Annotated in this window: 15 protein-coding genes; 5 read left to right on the top strand and 10 right to left on the bottom strand. The window is 35.3% G+C overall.

The genetic code is table 11. The features are described 5' to 3' along the window. The first annotated feature begins 188 nt into the window (after positions 1–188). Complete coding sequence (locus tag A9G09_RS10960; RefSeq protein WP_141671576.1) at positions 189–1,634, top strand: hypothetical protein; 1,446 nt, start codon at positions 189–191, stop codon at positions 1,632–1,634. 62 nt (positions 1,635–1,696) lie between these two features. Beyond that, a complete protein-coding gene (locus A9G09_RS10955; protein WP_065634876.1) occupies positions 1,697–2,185 on the top strand; it encodes a hypothetical protein in 489 nt (162 codons plus the stop codon). Between the two features lie 399 nt (positions 2,186–2,584). Here A9G09_RS10955 and A9G09_RS10950 read toward each other — a convergent pair whose 3' ends face one another. The 10 genes from A9G09_RS10950 to A9G09_RS10905 all read right to left on the bottom strand — a co-directional run bounded on the left by A9G09_RS10950 (position 2,585) and on the right by A9G09_RS10905 (position 15,731). After that, the gene (locus A9G09_RS10950; RefSeq protein ID WP_065634875.1) at positions 2,585–3,451 is read right to left on the bottom strand and encodes a YjjW family glycine radical enzyme activase; all 867 of its coding nucleotides are present in this window, start codon (positions 3,449–3,451) and stop codon (positions 2,585–2,587) included. Then, positions 3,426–4,967, bottom strand: a complete 1,542-nt coding sequence (locus A9G09_RS10945) for a YjjI family glycine radical enzyme (protein WP_065634874.1) — start codon at positions 4,965–4,967, stop codon at positions 3,426–3,428. The genes A9G09_RS10950 and A9G09_RS10945 overlap by 26 nt, the downstream gene beginning before the upstream one ends. Before the next feature lie 150 nt (positions 4,968–5,117). Continuing rightward, on the bottom strand, positions 5,118–6,803 hold the full coding sequence (gene ushA / locus A9G09_RS10940) for a bifunctional UDP-sugar hydrolase/5'-nucleotidase UshA (protein ID WP_081297556.1): 1,686 nt from the start codon (positions 6,801–6,803) through the stop codon (positions 5,118–5,120). Between the two features lie 29 nt (positions 6,804–6,832). Then, the gene (locus tag A9G09_RS10935) at positions 6,833–8,134 is read right to left on the bottom strand and encodes a pyrimidine-nucleoside phosphorylase (RefSeq protein WP_065634873.1); all 1,302 of its coding nucleotides are present in this window, start codon (positions 8,132–8,134) and stop codon (positions 6,833–6,835) included. 163 nt (positions 8,135–8,297) lie between these two features. Further along, entirely contained in the window at positions 8,298–8,693 is a 396-nt protein-coding gene (locus A9G09_RS10930; RefSeq protein WP_065634872.1) for a cytidine deaminase, read from the bottom strand. A gap of 4 nt (positions 8,694–8,697) precedes the next feature. Continuing rightward, positions 8,698–10,698, bottom strand: coding sequence for a bifunctional 2',3'-cyclic-nucleotide 2'-phosphodiesterase/3'-nucleotidase (locus tag A9G09_RS10925; protein ID WP_065634871.1), 2,001 nt, complete (start codon positions 10,696–10,698; stop codon positions 8,698–8,700). Positions 10,699–10,731: 33 nt separating this feature from the next. After that, on the bottom strand, positions 10,732–11,895 hold the full coding sequence (add, locus tag A9G09_RS10920) for an adenosine deaminase (RefSeq protein WP_081297555.1): 1,164 nt from the start codon (positions 11,893–11,895) through the stop codon (positions 10,732–10,734). A gap of 357 nt (positions 11,896–12,252) precedes the next feature. Further along, positions 12,253–13,506, bottom strand: coding sequence for a nucleoside permease (locus A9G09_RS10915; protein ID WP_065634869.1), 1,254 nt, complete (start codon positions 13,504–13,506; stop codon positions 12,253–12,255). Positions 13,507–13,730: 224 nt separating this feature from the next. Continuing rightward, entirely contained in the window at positions 13,731–14,447 is a 717-nt protein-coding gene (gene deoD, locus A9G09_RS10910) for a purine-nucleoside phosphorylase (RefSeq protein WP_065634868.1), read from the bottom strand. A 54-nt stretch (positions 14,448–14,501) separates the two neighbouring features. After that, the gene (locus A9G09_RS10905; protein WP_065634867.1) at positions 14,502–15,731 is read right to left on the bottom strand and encodes a phosphopentomutase; all 1,230 of its coding nucleotides are present in this window, start codon (positions 15,729–15,731) and stop codon (positions 14,502–14,504) included. A 594-nt stretch (positions 15,732–16,325) separates the two neighbouring features. On the opposite strand from A9G09_RS10905, the gene murB reads away from it, so the two are divergent. Genes murB through birA form a run of 3 tightly spaced genes read left to right on the top strand, consistent with a single transcriptional unit; the run spans position 16,326 to position 19,420 of the window. Beyond that, positions 16,326–17,336: a UDP-N-acetylmuramate dehydrogenase gene (murB, locus tag A9G09_RS10900; protein ID WP_065634866.1), complete on the top strand. Its 1,011-nt coding sequence runs from the start codon at positions 16,326–16,328 to the stop codon at positions 17,334–17,336. 10 nt (positions 17,337–17,346) lie between these two features. Then, entirely contained in the window at positions 17,347–18,471 is a 1,125-nt protein-coding gene (locus tag A9G09_RS10895) for an MFS transporter (RefSeq protein ID WP_065634865.1), read from the top strand. Continuing rightward, on the top strand, positions 18,464–19,420 hold the full coding sequence (gene birA / locus A9G09_RS10890) for a bifunctional biotin--[acetyl-CoA-carboxylase] ligase/biotin operon repressor BirA (RefSeq protein WP_065634864.1): 957 nt from the start codon (positions 18,464–18,466) through the stop codon (positions 19,418–19,420). Before A9G09_RS10895 ends, birA begins: the two co-directional genes overlap by 8 nt. Positions 19,421–19,440 lie beyond the last annotated feature (20 nt).

The raw sequence follows: 19,440 nt of genomic DNA, 5'->3' as shown, positions 1-19,440 counted from the left end.
ATTTCAAAACGACATCTCTTTATATTTAGATGCATAAAGTTGGTATAAACATTAACAAAAAGTAATAATCGATAACTGCTAAAAAGTTCACAATTTTTTTATCAAATGATAATTAATTTGTTCGTTCAAACTTCAACTCAATAATCTTGCTCAGCACTTTGGATAAGTTAATGAATAGAGGCTTAGAAATGAATAACATTATATATTATATAAAGAAAGTGTGTTTTGTTCGATTTAAATTAAACATTATAGTTTTATTTATATTGTTATTTTACAGTCGTATAACAATAGCAAATTACTCTATTATAACGGTAAATTATATCCATGGTAATCCTCCTGATATTCTTGCAAGTGCGGATACTAAAGTTTTAAACGGAATTAAAATCAAATTAAAATTAGATGATCTCGATCCAGTCGTTATTTCGCCGGGTAGTGCAAATAAGATTTCTGTTGCTTACAATACTTCACCTAGCCTTTATTCATTTGATGTCGATATTTCGAGTTTAAATGATAGTGATATTATTGATGTGGACGGGGATAAATTGTCGAGTATTGATAGTTTCGTCATTCAATCGATTAATGCTCAATGGCTTGACCAAAACAATAACATTATTGCTTCTGATTCTACAGCCCCCCTTGGTCGTGATGTATGCACGTCATCTACGGCTAATGCAAATTTATCGGTGAAGGTGACCATTACATTTATTGCTAAAACCCAATACGGTATTCCTGACACTTCAAAACCAAGAGAAGTGTCTAAAACATTTAAAGTAAGTGCTGATGATGGTATCTGTTACATCAGACCTGGCGTACTGGCATTGATTACAAACAATGGTTGGAGTGAAGGGAATAACTATGCTTCTTATGGCGCGGATACAATAAGTGTTGATCCTTCTTATAACAGTGATCAATTTACCTTTCATCAAGGCTTCAAGGCAACAGCAACAGATTTAAATGGAAACCATTTTCCAACTTATGGTTTTCCAGAGGCTCGTTTCAGAATTGTACCAGTCAATCCCATATCGGATTATAGTTATACCTTGGTCAAAAATCCCAATAGTTCATTAGTAAATACTGCTCGATCTTCAAGCGCTGATTCTAAAAGTGAATTTAAATTTACCAATAATGCACCTAAAAAAGGTGATAAATTTATAATATTAGTCACGAATAATCGGACGTTAGCCCAATTTTATTATACTTTTTCTATCAATCATTGGTTATATTTCTTGAATAACATACCTGGTAATTGGTCAAACTCCAATAAATTATGTCAACAAAATAATGATAGATTGCCAACACGAGCTGAGATCTCGAATTCTCCTTTATCTTACATTCCAACAACTAACGATAGTTATTATATAAAAGGCAATGGGTACAGAAGAGCAATCGGTGAAGGGTTAACGCCAGAATGGGGTAAAGTCTACTTCTATGCACCTTTAGATATTATTGGTCGAGATATGATGTCTGGATTGCCAAATTTAAAAAATTTAATCTACTATAAATTCTATTTCACAAATGAACAATCATCAGTAAAAGATGTATTGGGTAATAACAGATATTATAGTGTAGGGATAGTTGAGGGTAATGTTATTGTTGAACCTGGTTTGGCATATACTGCATGTGTTAAATATTAATCTGATGAACGTCATAATTTATCAAATCAAAAAGTTTATATTAGACATTAGAAGGTATTTTTATGATAAAAAAGAGATCGATAATGTATGTGATTAATAATATGTTTAAGTTTGATTCCAATATTATCCCAAAAAAACAAATGTTTTTTACATTACTTTTTACGATAGTAGTTTTTAATCTTTTTTTTAATATGCAAGAGGTTAAAGCATTATCTTCAACCGAGGTGAATGTGATTAAAAAAAATATCACTTATTCCCAACAAGTGATGAAAATAGGTTGTTTTTATTCGGATATAATCTATTTGCCTTTATCCGAAAATCAAAAGACAACATTAAATCAAGTTGACCTTGATGAAAGTGATATCGTTAAAAATACTTGCTTTGATAATAAACACGATATTTGTTGTCATTTTTCTGAGCCAATTACATTTTTTACCTCATCAGCAGCAATAACTGAAGTAGGACAGAAGTATCAAACTAGGATGTTTGAACTTAATCATTTTGACCTCAACCGTATGTGCCGTTTACACACCACTGTAAACCTGCATTAAATACAATATTTGAGTTATATAAGAAAAGTTATCACAATTATCAGATACAATATTCAACCTTAAGTTGATAATTGTCACTGTATAAAATATAAGTATTTTTCTTAAAAAATATAAAAAGTTTGATTATTACTCAATTCATTGTTACTTAACGTTGAATTTATTGTGATAAGACAGGTAAAAGATATTGTAATCCAGTAGCGAATGGGCCTTGGCAATGTCGATGAATAATAACTTTATCTCAACGATTTGAGTTCTGCCAATATTCTGTACACATCCTCGATGTATAACGTAAAGTTGTTGGTACCGATTGAGCATTTTGTTTAGTGATGAATAATGGCGGAAACAGATTGGGGAGGTTTTAATTAAAGGAATTTTATCTTTTTTTGCCCATTATCAATCTTACAAATAGACGCTGGGAAGCGTAATATTATGTAAACCATTATTTTTTAATTGCATGGCAAAAAGTTCGACTTGATCTTGCGTGGCGGGTTTCCAAGTTTTGGCTATGCCGTGTACCCCATGATTATGAAAGGCATTTATTCTAATTTTGATATTCGGATCGATATCCATTAAAAATTGTGCAAGATGCGTGGCATTATGTTGTAAGTCAGTATGCTCAGGAATGATTAAAAATCTCACTTCGTAGAGTTTGTTGATTTTCGCCAGGTAGGCGATAGTTTGTTTTACTCGATGGTTATCTCGACCGGTTAGTTTTTTATGTATTTGGCTGTCCCAAGCTTTCAGATCAATCATTGCTCCATCAAGTACAGGTTGTACTTTTTGCCAGCCAGATTGTGACAAATAACCATTGCTGTCTATAAAACAGGTTAAGTGTTTTAAATTTTGGTCTTGTTTAATAGCACTAAAAAGTTTTGTAATGAAAGGGAGTTGCATAGTGGCTTCACCACCACTAACGGTAATTCCTGTTAAAAAAGGTTGGTATTTTCGAATTGTTTGCAAAATATCTTCAACACTGTAACGGTAAGTCATGGGTGTTGAACTATGGCTACAGGTGTTTATGCAGGTATCACATTGCTGGCAAGCTGATGTTTGCCAAATAACTTTATTATCAACTAGGCTCAAAGCTTGATGAGGGCAACTAGATACGCAACTACCACAATCACTACACAAGGATATGGTGTAAGGATTGTGGCAGTTTAAACACTTAAAATTACAGCCTTGTAAAAAGATGACCAAGCGATTGCCTGGTCCATCAACACAAGAAAAGGGTAACAGTTTATTAACGATTGCCCATGATTTGTTCATGACTAATCACCCGAGGTGTACGACATAGATAACTGTTATTAACAGTATCTTGTGCAGCTTCACTACCTAAAAAAGTAGTATTGATACGAGAACCTTCTTGTTTATACTTTTTGATATCTGATAATCTCACCATATAACCCGTTACACGAACTAAATCATTACCACTTATATTAGCGGTAAATTCTCTAAAACCAAATTTGAATGCCGCTTTGCAAATTTGTACTAAGGCTAATGGATTATTTTTAATCGTTTCATCAATCGTTAAAATATCGCTGATACCTGACGCATAATATTTATGGTGTTTAAACAGCGCCATAATGTGGGTGACCGGATCCGGTTCATGCCCATAAGGGATACGTAATCCCGGTGTTGCTCCTCTATCAGTACTAATACCGGACTGTGCATGTAACATGGCTTTACCATGCCATGCATGCTTAATTTCATGACTATCAACAAAGTCGGCTAGTTGTTTAGAAATGGTGGTAGCTAGCTCATTGGCATCTTCATCGACACCGTAGCGACCGGCTAAGTTAGATTTCTCTTGTAGAATATTCACCGCTTCAGCCATGGCATAGACCCCAAACATAGGCGCAAAACGATTGGCATCAATCAATCCTTCTTTTACCAAAAAGCTATTTTGAAAGAAGTTAGATTTTTCATATAAAAATGCGGAGCGGGCTTTGATTAAATTCAGCTGTAATTGACAGTAGAAAGGTAGGGTATTTTGCAAAAAGTCGACAATATTTTTACTGCGTAGTGCAACTTCCTTTAAATTGATTCTTGAAAGGGTACTACCGCCACCCGCAACAGGTAAAGAATTATAACAGCTTACAACTCCATAGCCTTTTTCATCAAAATCTTTTTTAATCATCATATTATTTGCAATATGTGGTTTGGCTGTTTGGCAAATATTTTCAATGGCTGTATTTAGTAAAGATTCGGGTGTGATACTTTCGTCATAAATAAACGTTAAATTAGGGGCGACTTGTTTAAGTTCGCGATCAACACGTAAAATAGTTCGACTAATAACATTGTCGGTCGGCCCAATGTTGGCATGCATAAACGCATCAGGTAAATTGCGATCCAGCATAATCCAAAAACGTTTTAATCGCGGGTAAAGATCGGCTTCTGTTAAATTGCCAACATAAGGAAGGAGCACTTGGTCTAAACAACCTAAATAAACGGGCATGCCGGTAACAGAAGGAACATGATGATAAGCAATTGTCAGCATATTTAATGCATCATCAAAACTTTTTGCCGGCTCAAGTTCTAAATATTCTGATCCTTGCTTAAGAAATTTTTCATAATCAGGTAATACATATCGCGGCTTGTATGGGGCATGACCTTCATACATATCACAAATTACACGTTCATCTAAAGCTTGTTTAGTCTCACTATCCAAATCAACATAAGGTAAATTATTTTCGGCGGCTAAAGCGAGTAAGTTAGATTTTTGTTTTGGTGACAAATTGGGATCTGTCACTATGTTATAACAATTTTGTTGAAATTCAGTCATGTCCATTATCACCTCGACACTTAAAGTAAGTAGAGCAATCTTATGTTAATATTGAATTTTGTTGCTAGCTAGCTAAAAATATTAATACTTTTATGCTTAATGGTTTTTGACTAAACTTAACAACAAAATTTTTACCGTATTAATTATTGTTTATTTATCCGTAATGAATGGTTTAGGTTCATAATCGGATGCATTAATAGGCGAATGTGCCTCAAAATATTGTTTTACTGCATCGGCATCTCGATATCCAGTATCAACATAAGTTGGTAAAGTATTTGTCACCGGATAGCCATCTCCACCCGCAGCTAAAAAGTCGAGTGTGGTAATTCGATAAGATTTTTGTAAATCTATTGGTTCATCTTTAATTTTTACATTATCGATACTGTCACCAGTGCGTGTTAAACTAATATTTTTTAAATGAGTAAAGCCACCTGAACCCGGTTTTTTACTTAATGCGACTTTCAAATAATCAAGTAATTGTTTGCCGGTTAATTCAAAATAAACAACGCTATTACCAAATGGCTCAACTTTTAAAATATCGCGATAAGTAATATCGCCTTCAATGAGTGAATCACGAATCATACCACCAGACATGATGCCTATATCAGCATTGGTTTTTTCAATAAATGCACTTAATAAGAGTTGCCCCATATTACTTTGTTGATATCTAACAACACTACGGTCACCTTCTAATCGGCCGGTGAGTTCACCTGTTTTAATCAATAATTGTTGTTTACCTTGTTCTTGATAAGGTTGTAAGGTTTCTAATAACTTTTTATCTTGTGGTATCTCTTTAGTGTAATATTCGAGTCGTTTAGTATCATTACCATTATCCACTTCTTTTTTTAGATTGATTGGGATTAATTGGTAATTTTGTAGGGTTATTTTGCCATTTAAAAAGATAAAATCTGCACGACCAACGTATTTGCCCCATTCATGAGCTTGAACAATCCAAGTACCATTTTGTTGATCTGGTGCACAAGGCGTGCCGGGTACATACTCAGTAATACGTTTATTTGGGCTGGCCATGCAAACAGGATTTTGAGAGTGCCCACCTACTATCATATTCAATTCACCAGTTGGTAAACCTCTGGCTAATTCAACATCGCCTGGTGCCATTGAACCATGTTCACCATTTTCGTAATGCCCCATGTGGGTGACGGCTATTATCATATCGGGGCGTTCAGTTTGTTTTATTTGAGTAATAACTTTTTGCGCTTCGGGTAGAGTTTTACGAAATTCGATACCATCAGTATTTTTAGGTGAAGCAAGCGTGATAGTATCGTCAGTTGTTAAGCCAAAAACCGCTATTTTAATACCGTTCAAATCAAACATTTTATAGGCATCAAAGACTCGATTATCTGTATCTTTGAAATAAGTATTAGCTGATAGAAAAGGGAAGTGCGCTAGTTTTTGCTGTTCACGAATAATCGTGAGTGGGTGATCAAATTCATGATTACCAACAGCCATTGCATCGTAACCAATCTCGTTCATACCAATAAAATCGGGCTTAGCTTGTTGTACATCAGATTCAGGAACACCTGTATTAATATCACCACCTGATAGTAGCAGTAATTTACCACCTTTATCTGCTACTTCTTTACGAATTTCATCAACCACCGTTTTTTGGGCGGCAAGTCCATATTCACCAATATCATTTTGCCAAAAGCGGCCATGATGATCGTTGGTATGTAAAATAGTAAATTGATAAGTTTTATTTTTTTCCCAATTAGGTCCAATTGGTTGTTTAGTTGCCACAACAGCAATTGCATTAACCGAAAATAAGCCTAAAACAATCAGCAGTGATAGTTTTTTATTTAATTTTAAATACTTCATGGTGTCTCCTAAATCCTGATGCAAAACGCCTATTCAGTTATTACTTTAAAAATAAGCTGAGGTTGCTTAGCGCTATCACTAATAGTGATATTGTCATAAAGCTTTTGCTTAATGGCATCTAACTTGTCTGTATTAGCATGAATAGTGAGTAGCGCTTCACCTTCGGCAACTTTATCACCTACTTTTTTATGTAATACAATGCCTACAGCTGGATCGATAATATCCTCTTTAGTTGCACGGCCTGCACCTAATTGCATAGCAATAATCCCAATTTGATCTGCAATAATTCTTGAAACATAACCCGATTTTAATGCAGGTAGGGCGATTTGATAAGGCGCGCTAGCGAGTTTTTCTGGGTGATCAACAACCGAACTATCGCCGCCTTGTGCTTCAATCAAATCTTTGAATTTTTGGATAGCTTTGCCATTTTCGATGACCTCTTGCAGTTTTTCTCGCGCTTCTTCTAATGTTTTAGCTTTATTAGCAAGAACAACCATTTGGCTACCAAGCGTTAAGACCAATTCGGTTAAATCAGCAGGACCATGCCCTTTTAAGGTATCAATGGCTTCTTTGACTTCAAGGGCATTACCAATAGCAAAACCTAGCGGCTGTGACATATCCGAGATAATTGCCATGGTTCTACGGCCAATTTGATTACCAATATTCACCATTTCGTGTGCTAATTTTTCAGAGTCTTCCATGGTTTTCATTAATGCACCATCACCCGTTTTGACATCAAGCACAATGGCATCGGCACCGGCGGCTAGTTTTTTACTCATAATTGAACTAGCAATCAACGGAATAGAACCGACTGTTCCTGTTACATCGCGTAGTGAATACAATTTTTTATCTGCTGGTGTTAGGTTGCCTGATTGCCCAATTACCGCAACGCCTTTTTGATTTACTTGGTCAATAAATTCTTGTTTACCTAATTCAATTTTAAATCCTGGAATGGATTCAAATTTGTCATTGGTTCCACCTGTGTGACCAAGGCCACGCCCTGACATTTTGGCAACAGGAATATCTAATGCCGCAACTAAAGGCGCTAAAACTAGAGTTGTCGTATCACCAACGCCGCCAGTTGAATGTTTATCGACTTTTATACCTTTAATCGAAGATAAATCAACCGTATCACCAGAGTGCATCATTGCGCTAGTTAAATCGGCACACTCTTTTGATGTCATTCCTTGAAAATAGATCGCCATTAATAGTGCGCTAACTTGATAGTCAGGAATGGTGCCATTAGTATAGTTGGTGATAAAAAATTGGATTTCTTCAGTTGTAAGGGGATGACCGTCACGCTTTTTTTCAATAATATCTACAAATCTCATTAAATTTCTCTCTTAATATCAATAAATCAAGTTAGTGTGTTTGAATTTATATAAAGTGAGTCACTTTATATTTGTCGAATAGTGTCGACCTAATTAACATAACTTTAATAATACCTAGATTATTAAAATTATTTTATTATCAATCTTATTAACTAAATAAGATTTAATCTAAATCACTCGGTGAAAAAGACCAAGGTAATAATTCACCTACTGTGGTTTCCTGAATTTTTCCATGCATATTAGTTAATATAACGGGCATATCTTTAGCACAAAATTCGCTAATCACTTGGCGACAAGCACCGCAAGGTGAAATAGGACCATCTGTATCACCAATAACCACTAATTTTTTAAATTTGCGTTTACCTTCCGACACAGCCTTAAAAATGGCGGTGCGTTCAGCGCAGTTAGCTAATCCATAAGAAGCGTTTTCAATATTACAACCTAAAATTGCTTCGTCATCTTCGGTGATAAGTACTGCACCGACCTGAAATTTAGAATAAGGAACATAGGCTTTTGAACGAGCGGTTTTAGCAAGTTCAATCAATTTTTCAATTTTCATGGTGTTAGTCCTTTTTAGTTTCAATTGTACTATTTATTTGGGAGTGATTTTTTGCCGGTGATTGTAAGTCTAGTTGATATACACCAAAGCCTAAATTGTCTTTATCGATAAATTTTATTGGATAAAGCGAATTGTGTTCAATATACGCTTTGGCTTCGTTACTTGGTGAAGACTCAAAGCGGATATCTAATTTTGTTTGACTCGATATTGGCGCTATTTGCCAATTATTATCGGTGGTAACATTTACCACGCCTTTTTCTTTTGTGGTATTCGTAATATATGCAGATAGAATGACTCTTAAATCGTCGGGCGAATTGAATTTAACATTCTTACCGCCGGTACCTGGAAAATTACCGGTATAAGCCCGATAATTATTAGTCGCTATTAAAAATGGCTGTTTAACATCAATTGGTTTTTGCTGATAAGTGAGATTTTTAATACGTTCAGCATTGGCATTGATCAATTGGCAATTGCCATCGTAACGTGCGGGTTGTGTTACATCTATTTCATAATTCACGCCATCAATGGTATCAAAATTATAAGTTCTAAAGTGCTCCCAATTGATTAAGTATTGCGGTTTATCAGACTGTATGTCAATTTGATTATAAACACCCGCTGAACATTCCAGCCACTCTTTGACATCTTGACCAGTAATTTTTACCGCAGATAAAATATTCGGATACAAGTAAATATCGGCTGCATTTCTAAACGTGAGATCACCTTGTTTTACATCCACATAAGCTGAAGGATCATTTTTTCGACCACCGGCTTTAAAGGGTGCAATTGCTGATAAAATTGGTAAGCCATCCAGATCAGGATCGCCTTGAACAAACTGTTTTACGTAAGCTATTTGCGCATCACTAATGATTTGTAATGCAGATGTATCTTCCACTAATGCTAAATAACTATTGATATCGGTTGATACTTTACCAATTGGTTTGCTGACAAATTCACGGGTAGCTTGGTGATCTTGTTTTAATACTTTAGTAATATTTTGGTCGGCCTCAACCAGTGCTTTTTTATTTTTGATGTCATAGATTGGCCTAGCTTCGGATTTTCCTGAAGTGACCTGCCAATGATCCTTATTGCCATCGAGTACTAAATCAACGACACCTAAATGACTCCCCCATTGACCAGGCATGACCGCTGGAACATGGTTGATATTGCCTGTTTTAATATCGGTATTAGGTAAGGATTTAAAATCGTCACCCGGGAAAACACCATGCGAATGACCAAACATAATGGCATTGATACCTTCGACTTGACTTAAATAATAAACAGAATTTTCGGCTAAGGCTTTATACGGGTCTGCTGACACACCAGAATGTGCAATAGCTATAATGACATTTGCTCCTTGCTGTTTCATCTCTGGCACTAAGTGTTTAGCGGTTTCGGTAATATCTTTTACAACCACCTTGCCTTCTAAATTCAGTTTGTCCCATTGCATGATTTGCGGTGGGACAAAGCCGATATAACCAATTTTGATTGTATGCTTATGACCATCAGTATCAATTACCGGGGTATCAACAATAATGTAGGGTTTGAAAAAAGGCTTATTGGTTTTTGCATCATATACATTCGCATTTACATAAGGAAATTTAGCACCCGATAGGCTTTTTTGCAAAAAGTCTAAACCAAAATTAAACTCGTGATTGCCGATATTACCAACTGTGTAGTTAAGGGTGTTTAATGCTTTATATACTGGGTGGATTTCACCTTGTTTGAGCCCTTTATTTTTAGCATAATCGGCCATTGGGCTACCTTGAATAAGATCACCATTGTCAACCAAAACACTATTTTTGACTTCTTGTCTTGCTTGATGAATTAAATTAGCGGTTTTTACTAACCCAAAAGTATCAATATATTGATCTTTGAAGTAATCGTAATTCATCATATTGCCGTGAAGATCACTTGTTTCGATAATTCTTAAATCAACTGTTGCTGCATGAAGTGAGCCAGAAATTAATAGAGTTAAAAGGGGGAGTGTTATTTTGTATTTTTTCATGTGAATCTCCTATTGCTCTGGCATTGTTATCCGTTAACTTGTTTTGAATAATAATTTTTGGTACTGAGTAAATCTTGCAACGATTGCAGGATGATATTTTGTATCCGCAATGGCCTGTTTCAGGTCCTGTTTATCGGCTAGTGTAAAGCAAGATAAAACATAATCGGTTAATTGTGTTTTAATTGAATCTTCAATAAAAGCGGCATCAATACCACATAGGGTGATATCGAGTAATTCTAATCTTGAAAAATGAAATATTGATTGGGCAAGTTGATATTCCTTCTCAATATCAGTGCCAAAAATGCCTGCATCATCGGTATTGAGTGTTATACGAACGCCATTTTCGTACAGTTGTCGTATTGGGTGATTGTGAAGGTCACCTTGTAATTCATTGACTAAAATGCGATTACTGGTTAATGCTATTTCTAACGTAACGTTTTTAGCCACTAATTGTTGTATTAAATTTTGATCTTCAATGGCGCGAATACCGTGCCCAATGCGGCTAGCTCCATGTTTAAGTGCATTAATGATACTTTCAGCCGATTCAATTTCGCCAGCGTGATAAGATTTTTTTAAGTTTAATTTTGATGCAAGCTGATGAGCTTCTTCAAAATCATCAAAATGTCCTGCTTTTTCATTACCAGCAATATTAAATCCCGTGATAAATGGATGAGGATTCCTTTCGATAAAACGCAACGTATCATAAACTAGTTTAGCGCCAAGATGTCTTACACCAATAACATGGTATCGTACCGTGATATTAAATTGTTTTTGTACATCAATAATGGCGTTATCCATTTGTTGTAATGTTTGATGAAATTTATCTTGATCCCAAATGATGTTACCCGCATTTTCTGTTGCGCAGATGTGATAAGGCGAAAGAAAGAGTTCGCAATAAATTAATCCCTGTTTAGCGTTTCGATAAAGAAAATCATAGGTAATCAGGTAATAATCTTCGGGCGTTTTTACAAAATTGGAAACAGTATCATAAGTCTGAATAAACTGAACAAAATCAGTTTCGTCATAGCGGTATCGTCCGTAAGGGTAAGCATCTTTATCATATTCGCCAGATGAATAACATAATGATGGGGAAAATGGCATATGATTTTTATCGGCTAACGTTTTAGCCATTAGAGGCGTTATGCTACCTTCTACGTGTTCATGTAATATTACTTTTGGAACTATTAGCTTATTCATCGAGTCTTTATCTTGTTAACTAAGCGTGTTGAGCGCTGAAATCATGATTAATAAGTGTTTTAAAACATTGTCGTGAATCTTAAGTTATCTACGTTGTTTGCTTTATTCTACCTTGATAAGGATCAACATTTCCATACATTTTATGTGACTTCTTGATAATTTTGTGAGGTAGTCAATCGTTTATGAGTCATTAATAGGCAACTAATTGATTTGTTGCCTTAATATAGTGTAGACCGAATGTTAACAATCAAGTTATCATTAAACTGTTTTTTATTTAATAAAGGTAATATTTAGCATTTCTACTTAATTTACCATCAATTATTAACAAAATGATAACTTAATTGTTAGTGTATTAATTTAACTTACTGTTTTAGCTGTTGTTAATTTACTTGTATCGTTTTTAAATATTAATAAAAAGATAATAGCAAGAATTAATGAGTAACCAGCAAAAATAAGCCAGATGGTACGCCAATCAATAATGCCACCTGTAGTGTAATGATCAACAACAATGCCGCTGATAGTTGAACCTAAATAAGCACCAAGACCATTAGTCATAATCATAAACAGACCTTGTGCACTATTACGAATCGTTGGTGAAACGGATTTTTCAACATACATTGATCCTGAAATATTATAAAAATCAAATGCACAACCATAAACAATCATTGATAATAGCAATAGTACAAAACCAGCTGGAGAAGGATCACCATAAGCAAATAAGCCAAAGCGTAGCACCCATGCCAACATACTGATTAACATCACATATTTAATACCTAAACGTTTCATAAAAAATGGGACAAATAGGATAAATACAACTTCCGAAATTTGCGAAATGGAAAGTAATACTGATGGGTATTGTACCACTAAGCTATCGGAATATTGTGGGATCTCGGCAAATGAACGTAAGAAAGGGTTACCAAACGTATTGGTGATTTGTAAAATACCACCAAGTAATACAGCAAATATGAAAAATATTGCCATTCTTGGTTGTTTAAATAGTACAAATGCATCTAATCCTAAAGAACTGACCAATGATTTTTCTTTACTGTCATTTTTAGTTGTTGCGCTGACAGGTAAACTTAGTGAATACAGGCTAAGTAAAATAGAGCTACCTGCTGCTATATAAAGTTGCATGTTGCTCAGTTCTAATTTTAAAAAGCTCACTAACCACATCGCCACAATAAAACCAATGGTACCGAATATTCGGATACTAGGGAATTGGCTGATAACATCAAGGTTTTTTGATTCTAAACAAGAGTACGAAATTGAGTTTGAGATTGCTATTGTAGGCATAAACGCTAGACAATGAATTAGCATGACTGCCACCATCATAAATGGAGATGTGATTGATGCAGCAATAAATAGTGTAATTGCACCAATTAAATGACAAAGCATAAATAGGCGATTAGCCGGTATCCATCTGTCTGCTACTACACCGAGTAAGCCAGGCATAAATAAAGAAGCGATCCCCATTGTGCCGTAAACTGAGCCTACAGTTGTGCCACTAAATTTTAGTGTCTCCATCATATAAGAACCTAGGGTAATAAGCCAGCTACCCCAGATGAAAAATTGTAAGAAAAATATAACTTTAAGTTGTACCTTGATATTCATTTCGATTCCTTATTAAACGAGATCTTTTATACCCTATTGTTAAAACTAATGAATAAATTTTAAATATTACGTCTGATAAGTATTCAACTTTCAGACAATTAACTTATGCAGTTTATTAACTTAAAACAGCTTGGTAATGAAGTTTTACTCAGTTAGTTCACTGCCAGCACTGTTTATTACATAAATTATTGATCAAAAAAAATGGCAGAAATTCTGCCATTAATTTAATTTGAATTCAGTAATACCGACTCTAAAGCAACAGTGATCATCTCTTTAAAGCCTAGCTGTCGTTGTTCTGCCGACATAGCTTCACCTTTACGGATATGATCTGATACTGTACAAATCGCTAAGGCTTTGGCGCCATATTCGGCTGCGACACCATAAATGCCTGCCGCTTCCATTTCAACACCTAAAATGTTGTATTTTTCCATTACATCAAACATTTCAGCATCAACGCTGTAAAATAAATCTGCTGAAAATAAGTTGCCGATTTTAACATTGACACCTAATTTTTTTGCTGCATTAACCGCATGGCAAGTCAGATCGAAATCAGCAATTGCCGCAAAATCATTGTCTTTAAAACGTTGACGATTTACTTTTGAATCAGTACACGCGCCCATGCCTACAATCACATCACCGACATTAACATCAGGGCTAATTGCACCGCATGAACCGATTCGGATAATATTTTTTACACCATAAAACTTAATGAGTTCTGTTGCGTAAATTGAACATGATGGAATACCCATTCCATGCCCCATAACCGAAACTTTTTTACCTTTATAGTAGCCGGTAAAACCTAGCATAGATCTGACATTCGTCACTTCTTTTGCATTTTCTAAAAATGTTTCTGCAATAAATTTTGCCCGAAGTGGATCGCCTGGCATTAAAACTGTTTCGGCAAAAGCATTATCATCAGCATTAATATGTGGGGTAGACATCAAAATCTCCTGAATATCTTTTTCTAAAAAATTGTCCTACTTTAAATAAAATGGTTACTTCTTAATAAATGATTGACCATAATCCATTGGTGACAAATCAAAATAGTCCGCAACACTTTGCCCGATGTCAGCAAAAGTTTTACGATGACCTAATGAACCAACCGGAACACTATCACCATAAACTAAAACAGGTATGTGCTCACGAGTATGATCTGTTCCGGCCCAAGTTGGATCGCAACCATGGTCGGCACTAATAATGAGTAGGTCGCCCGGTTGGATTAAGGCTAACATTTCAGGCAGTCTACTATCGAAATATTCAAGTGCTGCGGCGTAACCAGCAATATCTCGGCGATGACCGTATGACGAGTCAAAGTCAACAAAGTTTGTAAACACGATAGTGTTATCTTTGGCTTGTTTGATCTCTTCTAATGATGCATTAAATAATGCTTCAATGCCTGTTGCTTTAACTTTTTTAGTGATGCCAACCTCTGCATAAATATCGGCAATTTTACCGATAGATACTACAGTACCGTGTTTTTCATCAACCAGTTTTTTGATCATCGTTGGTGATGGTGGTTCAACCGCTAAGTCATGGCGATTACCTGTACGAACAAATTCACCCGCTTTTTTACCAATGAACGGGCGAGCTATAACACGTCCAATGTTGTAATCACCTTTATTAAGTTCATCACGTGCGATTTCGCATATTTCATAAAGTCTATCTAAACCAAAGGTCTCTTCATGACAAGCGATTTGAAAGACTGAATCAGCAGAGGTATAGAAAATCGGTTTTCCGCTAGTCATGTGTTCTTCACCTAGTTCATCAAGAATGACCGTACCTGATGAGTGACAGTTACCTAAATAACCCGGAAGTTTAGCTCGCGCGACAATTTTATCTAACAATTCTTGAGGAAAACTATTTGTAGTGTTAGTGAAATAGCCCCAATCAAATAATACAGGCACACCGGCAATTTCCCAATGTCCTGACGGAGTATCTTTACCGGAAGAAATTTCGCTAGCATAACCATAAGCACCAATGATGTTACCTTCAGTCTTCATGCCTTTTGGATAACTTCCAGTTGATTCGTATGCAGCTTCAATTAACCCTAATTTAGCTAAGTTTGGTAATTTTAGTGGACCTTTGCGACCGTGATCTGCTTTACCTAATGCACAAGCTTCGGCAATATGACCTAGTGTATTAGCACCTTCATCCCCATATTTTTTTGCATCCTCTGCACCACCGATTCCAAAGGAATCAAGGATCATAATAAAAACTCTTTTCATAATTTCCTCTGACTTCTAATAAACTTAACTATACTACAATATAAGGAATAACAGTCCCTAAAACCGTGATCATGTGCTCATTTATTAAGTATATAAATATGATTTAAATCATTATAGCTATGTTTCAATAGTTCAAGCTAGAATTTTACTACGATTTATAAAAAGATCGCTAGCTCGTTATAATACATGATAAATGAAAACAAAAAAGATCAAACCATCAGTTTAGTCGATTATTTATTCAAAATTGGTCTGTTATTTTTATTTTTTTTAGTCGGTAGGTAACTGAGCACAACTCGTTTTAATCGCACTATAACGTATTGAATATATTTTACTTTAATTCGCTTATTTATCAGCGTTTGAATAATTAATAAAACATCATTTATCGTTGTGGTAAAATAGCCATATTTATGCAAAATATAATGCATTACAGCATGCTTGCTGATATTTGAGTGCTGATCTTATTTCGAATAAAAGCGTAAATAGACTAAAAATCTTAAAGTTAATTAAATAAGAAAAACGCTTTTAATTCGATTATGATGCATGTTAATTTTAATTAGCACATCTCTTTTATAAAGAGATTAAAGGTAGTGAGTGATGAAACAAAAAATTCCTAATACCTTTGGGCTGGCGGTTTATGCTCGAAGTGTCGTTACCGTTTCAACCGTTGAGCAATTACAACAAGTTTGGGATCAAAATCAAGAAAAGCAGCCGATTATGATCATCGGTGAAGGGAGTAATACATTATTTACTGCTGATTTTGACGGTATTGTGGTCGTCAATCGTATTAAAGGCATCACGATTACTGAAACTCAAGAGTATTGGCTTTTAAACGTTGGTGCTGGTGAAATCTGGCATGATTTGGTGTCAACGACGGTAGAAAAACAGTTAGCAGGATTAGAAAATCTTGCTTTAATTCCTGGCTGTGTTGGATCGGCGCCAATCCAAAATATTGGCGCTTATGGCATTGAGTTTCAAAAAGTGGCTGATTATGTGCAGTTACTTGAACTTGCAACCGGTAAAATTATTACTGTTACTGATGGTCAATATGGTTATCGTGAAAGTATTTTTAAGAGCCGTTATAGCAATGGCTATGCTGTTATATATGTAGGCATTAAATTATCAAAACAGTGGCAACCAGTATTAACTTATGGTGAATTAAAAAACTTTGATCCACAAACGGTCACCTCCAAAATAATTTTTGATAAAGTTTGTGAAATTCGACGCAGCAAATTACCTGATCCTAAAATTTTAGGCAATGGCGGTAGTTTTTTTAAAAATCCGGTTGTCGATAAAATTGTTGCCGATAAATTACTTGAAATTTACCCAGCAATGCCTATATATCCTCAAGTTGACAATCAAGTCAAATTAGCCGCTGGATGGTTAATCGATCAATGTGGTCTAAAAGGCTTTCAAATTGGTGGAGCGGCTGTACACCAACAACAGGCATTAGTATTGGTCAATAAAAATAATGCAACAGCGCAAGATGTTGTAGCGTTGGCGCGTTATGTTAAAAATGCAGTATTGGAAAAATTTTCAGTGGTTTTATCACCTGAAATTCGTTTCATTGGCCGTACTGGTGAAATTAATGTAGATAACTTCTTATAATTAATTATTCATGAAACACTCTTATTCTTTTCCAATTTTATTAACAAGTTTGTTATTTGTGACTATTTCGTTGTCGGCGTTAAATACACAAGTGCCGCTGTGGTTAGTCGGGCACCAGTTTTCACTTGGTCAAATCGGCTTAGTCGGCTCAAGTTATTTTACTGGCAACTTAATTGGGACAATTATGGCGAATTGGTTTATTAACCGATTTAACGCTAGGTATACCTATACCTATAGTTGTATTATTTTTGCCATTGCAACTATAGGTTTAAGTTTTTCAATTGATTTTTATAGCTGGGCAATTTGGCGATTTTTAATTGGTATTGCTTGTGCCGTAACTTGGGTGGTCATTGAGAGTTGTATACTTGTCACAGGTACCGTTAGAACACGCGGTAAAATGCTAGCGGTTTATTTAACTACTTACTATTTAGGTACCGTTTTAGGGCAAGCGCTATTACAGTACTTTCCACAAAATGTGCTATATTTTGGTCTTGTGGTGGCAGTTTTAATGGGACTGGCGAGTTTATTTATATTACTCACTCACTATAAATTGCCTAAACGAAAAAACAGCAGTTTTAATATTGTACCTATGATTGTAAATAAACCCTCTCGACTCGGGTTAGTGGGGTGTGTGATTGCTGGTATGTTAATTGGTTCTTTGTATTCACTGATGCCAGCTTATTATTCCCATTTAGGTTACAGTGATAATCAAGTTGCCAACTGGATGATTCTTCTAATTTTATCTGGCGTTGTCGCGCAAATGCCGGCTAATTGGTGTGCTGATAAATATGGTCGCCGCCTTGTTTTACTGGTTGAATCGTTTCTAATGATAATAGCTTGCCTAATGTTGGTATTTAATTTATTTGATATCGTTGCCATTATTTTATTAGGTGCAACAATTTATACCATTTACCCGATTTCAATGGCATGGGCTTGCTCGTGTGTAAGAAAGCAAGACATTGTTGCTATGAATCAAGCTATGTTATTGACGAATACTTTAGGTAGTCTTGTTGCACCTGCTGTAATAGCATTTATTATGGATAAAACAAGTAATAGTTATCTATTTGTGAGTTTTACAGTAGTTTCAATCTATTTTTTTATTTTATTATTAATAAAGCGAGGCATTAATGCGTAATAACCAAAATCCGCTTAAATTGATCGAAATATTAGCTGATGGTGAGTTTCATTCGGGAGAAGAATTAGCTTCTTATTTTGGTATCACACGTGCAGGGATCAACAAATATATTAAAATTCTGCGCGAATGGGGGATTGAGCTATTTTCCGTTCAAGGAAAAGGTTATTGCTTGGCTGCGCCTATCGAGCTTTTGAAAAAAGAAAAAATCGATAATTATTATGGAGCAGATAGTGCTATTGAAGTTTTACCCATCATTGATTCAACTAATCAATATCTTCTTGATCGTATTACAACGTTAAAATCAGGTGATGGTTGTGTTGCTGAATTTCAAACTCAAGCAAGAGGGCGGCGGGGGCGTAAATGGTTTGCGCCTTTTGGAACAAATCTCTATTTTTCAATGTATTGGAGATTGGAGCAAGGTATCGCTGCTGCCATGGGATTAAGCTTAGTTGTTGGGATTGTTATTGCCGATACATTAAGAGCAATATCTGGGCAAGATGTGAGAGTAAAGTGGCCAAACGATCTTTATCTTAAAGATCAAAAACTAGCAGGTATTTTAGTTGAGCTTGCGAGTAAAACTGGCGATAGTGCGCATGTGGTTATTGGTGTGGGTGTTAATTTAAATATGACCAATCCCGATGCTAATATTGTTAATCAAAAATGGGCTAATTTAGGTAATTTTGATCGTAATTTATTGGTTGCTCAAATTGCGAAAACGTTAAAAACCAAATTGATTCATTTTGAGCAGCAAGGGTTAGCACCATTTATAAAAGATTGGGATCGGCTCGACAATTTTGCTAACCGTCCAGTAAAATTATTGATCGGTGATAATATTATACGCGGTATTGCTAAAGGAATTAATGATCAAGGCGCATTAAAGCTTGAACAAGATGGCAAAATCATGACTTACATCGGCGGCGAAATATCGCTAAGAAGTGATGAGATGTAACACAACATTAAAACCTATTG

The organism is Gilliamella sp. wkB292 (genome assembly GCF_001690235.1).
Taxonomy (GTDB): Bacteria; Pseudomonadota; Gammaproteobacteria; order Enterobacterales; family Orbaceae; genus Gilliamella; species Gilliamella apicola_F.
The sequence above is the reverse complement of the archived record's forward strand: the minus strand, read 5'-3'. Positions and strand labels throughout refer to the sequence as shown.

Excerpts from the sequence above, each read along its gene's own strand:
- A9G09_RS10960 (WP_141671576.1), top strand. The coding sequence starts at position 189 with ATGAATAACATTATATATTATATAAAGAAAGTGTGTTTTGTTCGATTT.
- A9G09_RS10955 (WP_065634876.1), top strand. The coding sequence starts at position 1,697 with ATGATAAAAAAGAGATCGATAATGTATGTGATTAATAATATGTTTAAG.
- A9G09_RS10950 (WP_065634875.1), bottom strand. The coding sequence starts at position 3,451 with ATGAACAAATCATGGGCAATCGTTAATAAACTGTTACCCTTTTCTTGT.
- A9G09_RS10945 (WP_065634874.1), bottom strand. The coding sequence starts at position 4,967 with ATGACTGAATTTCAACAAAATTGTTATAACATAGTGACAGATCCCAAT.
- ushA (WP_081297556.1), bottom strand. The coding sequence starts at position 6,803 with ATGAAGTATTTAAAATTAAATAAAAAACTATCACTGCTGATTGTTTTA.
- A9G09_RS10935 (WP_065634873.1), bottom strand. The coding sequence starts at position 8,134 with ATGAGATTTGTAGATATTATTGAAAAAAAGCGTGACGGTCATCCCCTT.
- A9G09_RS10930 (WP_065634872.1), bottom strand. The coding sequence starts at position 8,693 with ATGAAAATTGAAAAATTGATTGAACTTGCTAAAACCGCTCGTTCAAAA.
- A9G09_RS10925 (WP_065634871.1), bottom strand. The coding sequence starts at position 10,698 with ATGAAAAAATACAAAATAACACTCCCCCTTTTAACTCTATTAATTTCT.
- add (WP_081297555.1), bottom strand. The coding sequence starts at position 11,895 with ATGAATAAGCTAATAGTTCCAAAAGTAATATTACATGAACACGTAGAA.
- A9G09_RS10915 (WP_065634869.1), bottom strand. The coding sequence starts at position 13,506 with ATGAATATCAAGGTACAACTTAAAGTTATATTTTTCTTACAATTTTTC.
- deoD (WP_065634868.1), bottom strand. The coding sequence starts at position 14,447 with ATGTCTACCCCACATATTAATGCTGATGATAATGCTTTTGCCGAAACA.
- A9G09_RS10905 (WP_065634867.1), bottom strand. The coding sequence starts at position 15,731 with ATGAAAAGAGTTTTTATTATGATCCTTGATTCCTTTGGAATCGGTGGT.
- murB (WP_065634866.1), top strand. The coding sequence starts at position 16,326 with ATGAAACAAAAAATTCCTAATACCTTTGGGCTGGCGGTTTATGCTCGA.
- A9G09_RS10895 (WP_065634865.1), top strand. The coding sequence starts at position 17,347 with ATGAAACACTCTTATTCTTTTCCAATTTTATTAACAAGTTTGTTATTT.
- birA (WP_065634864.1), top strand. The coding sequence starts at position 18,464 with ATGCGTAATAACCAAAATCCGCTTAAATTGATCGAAATATTAGCTGAT.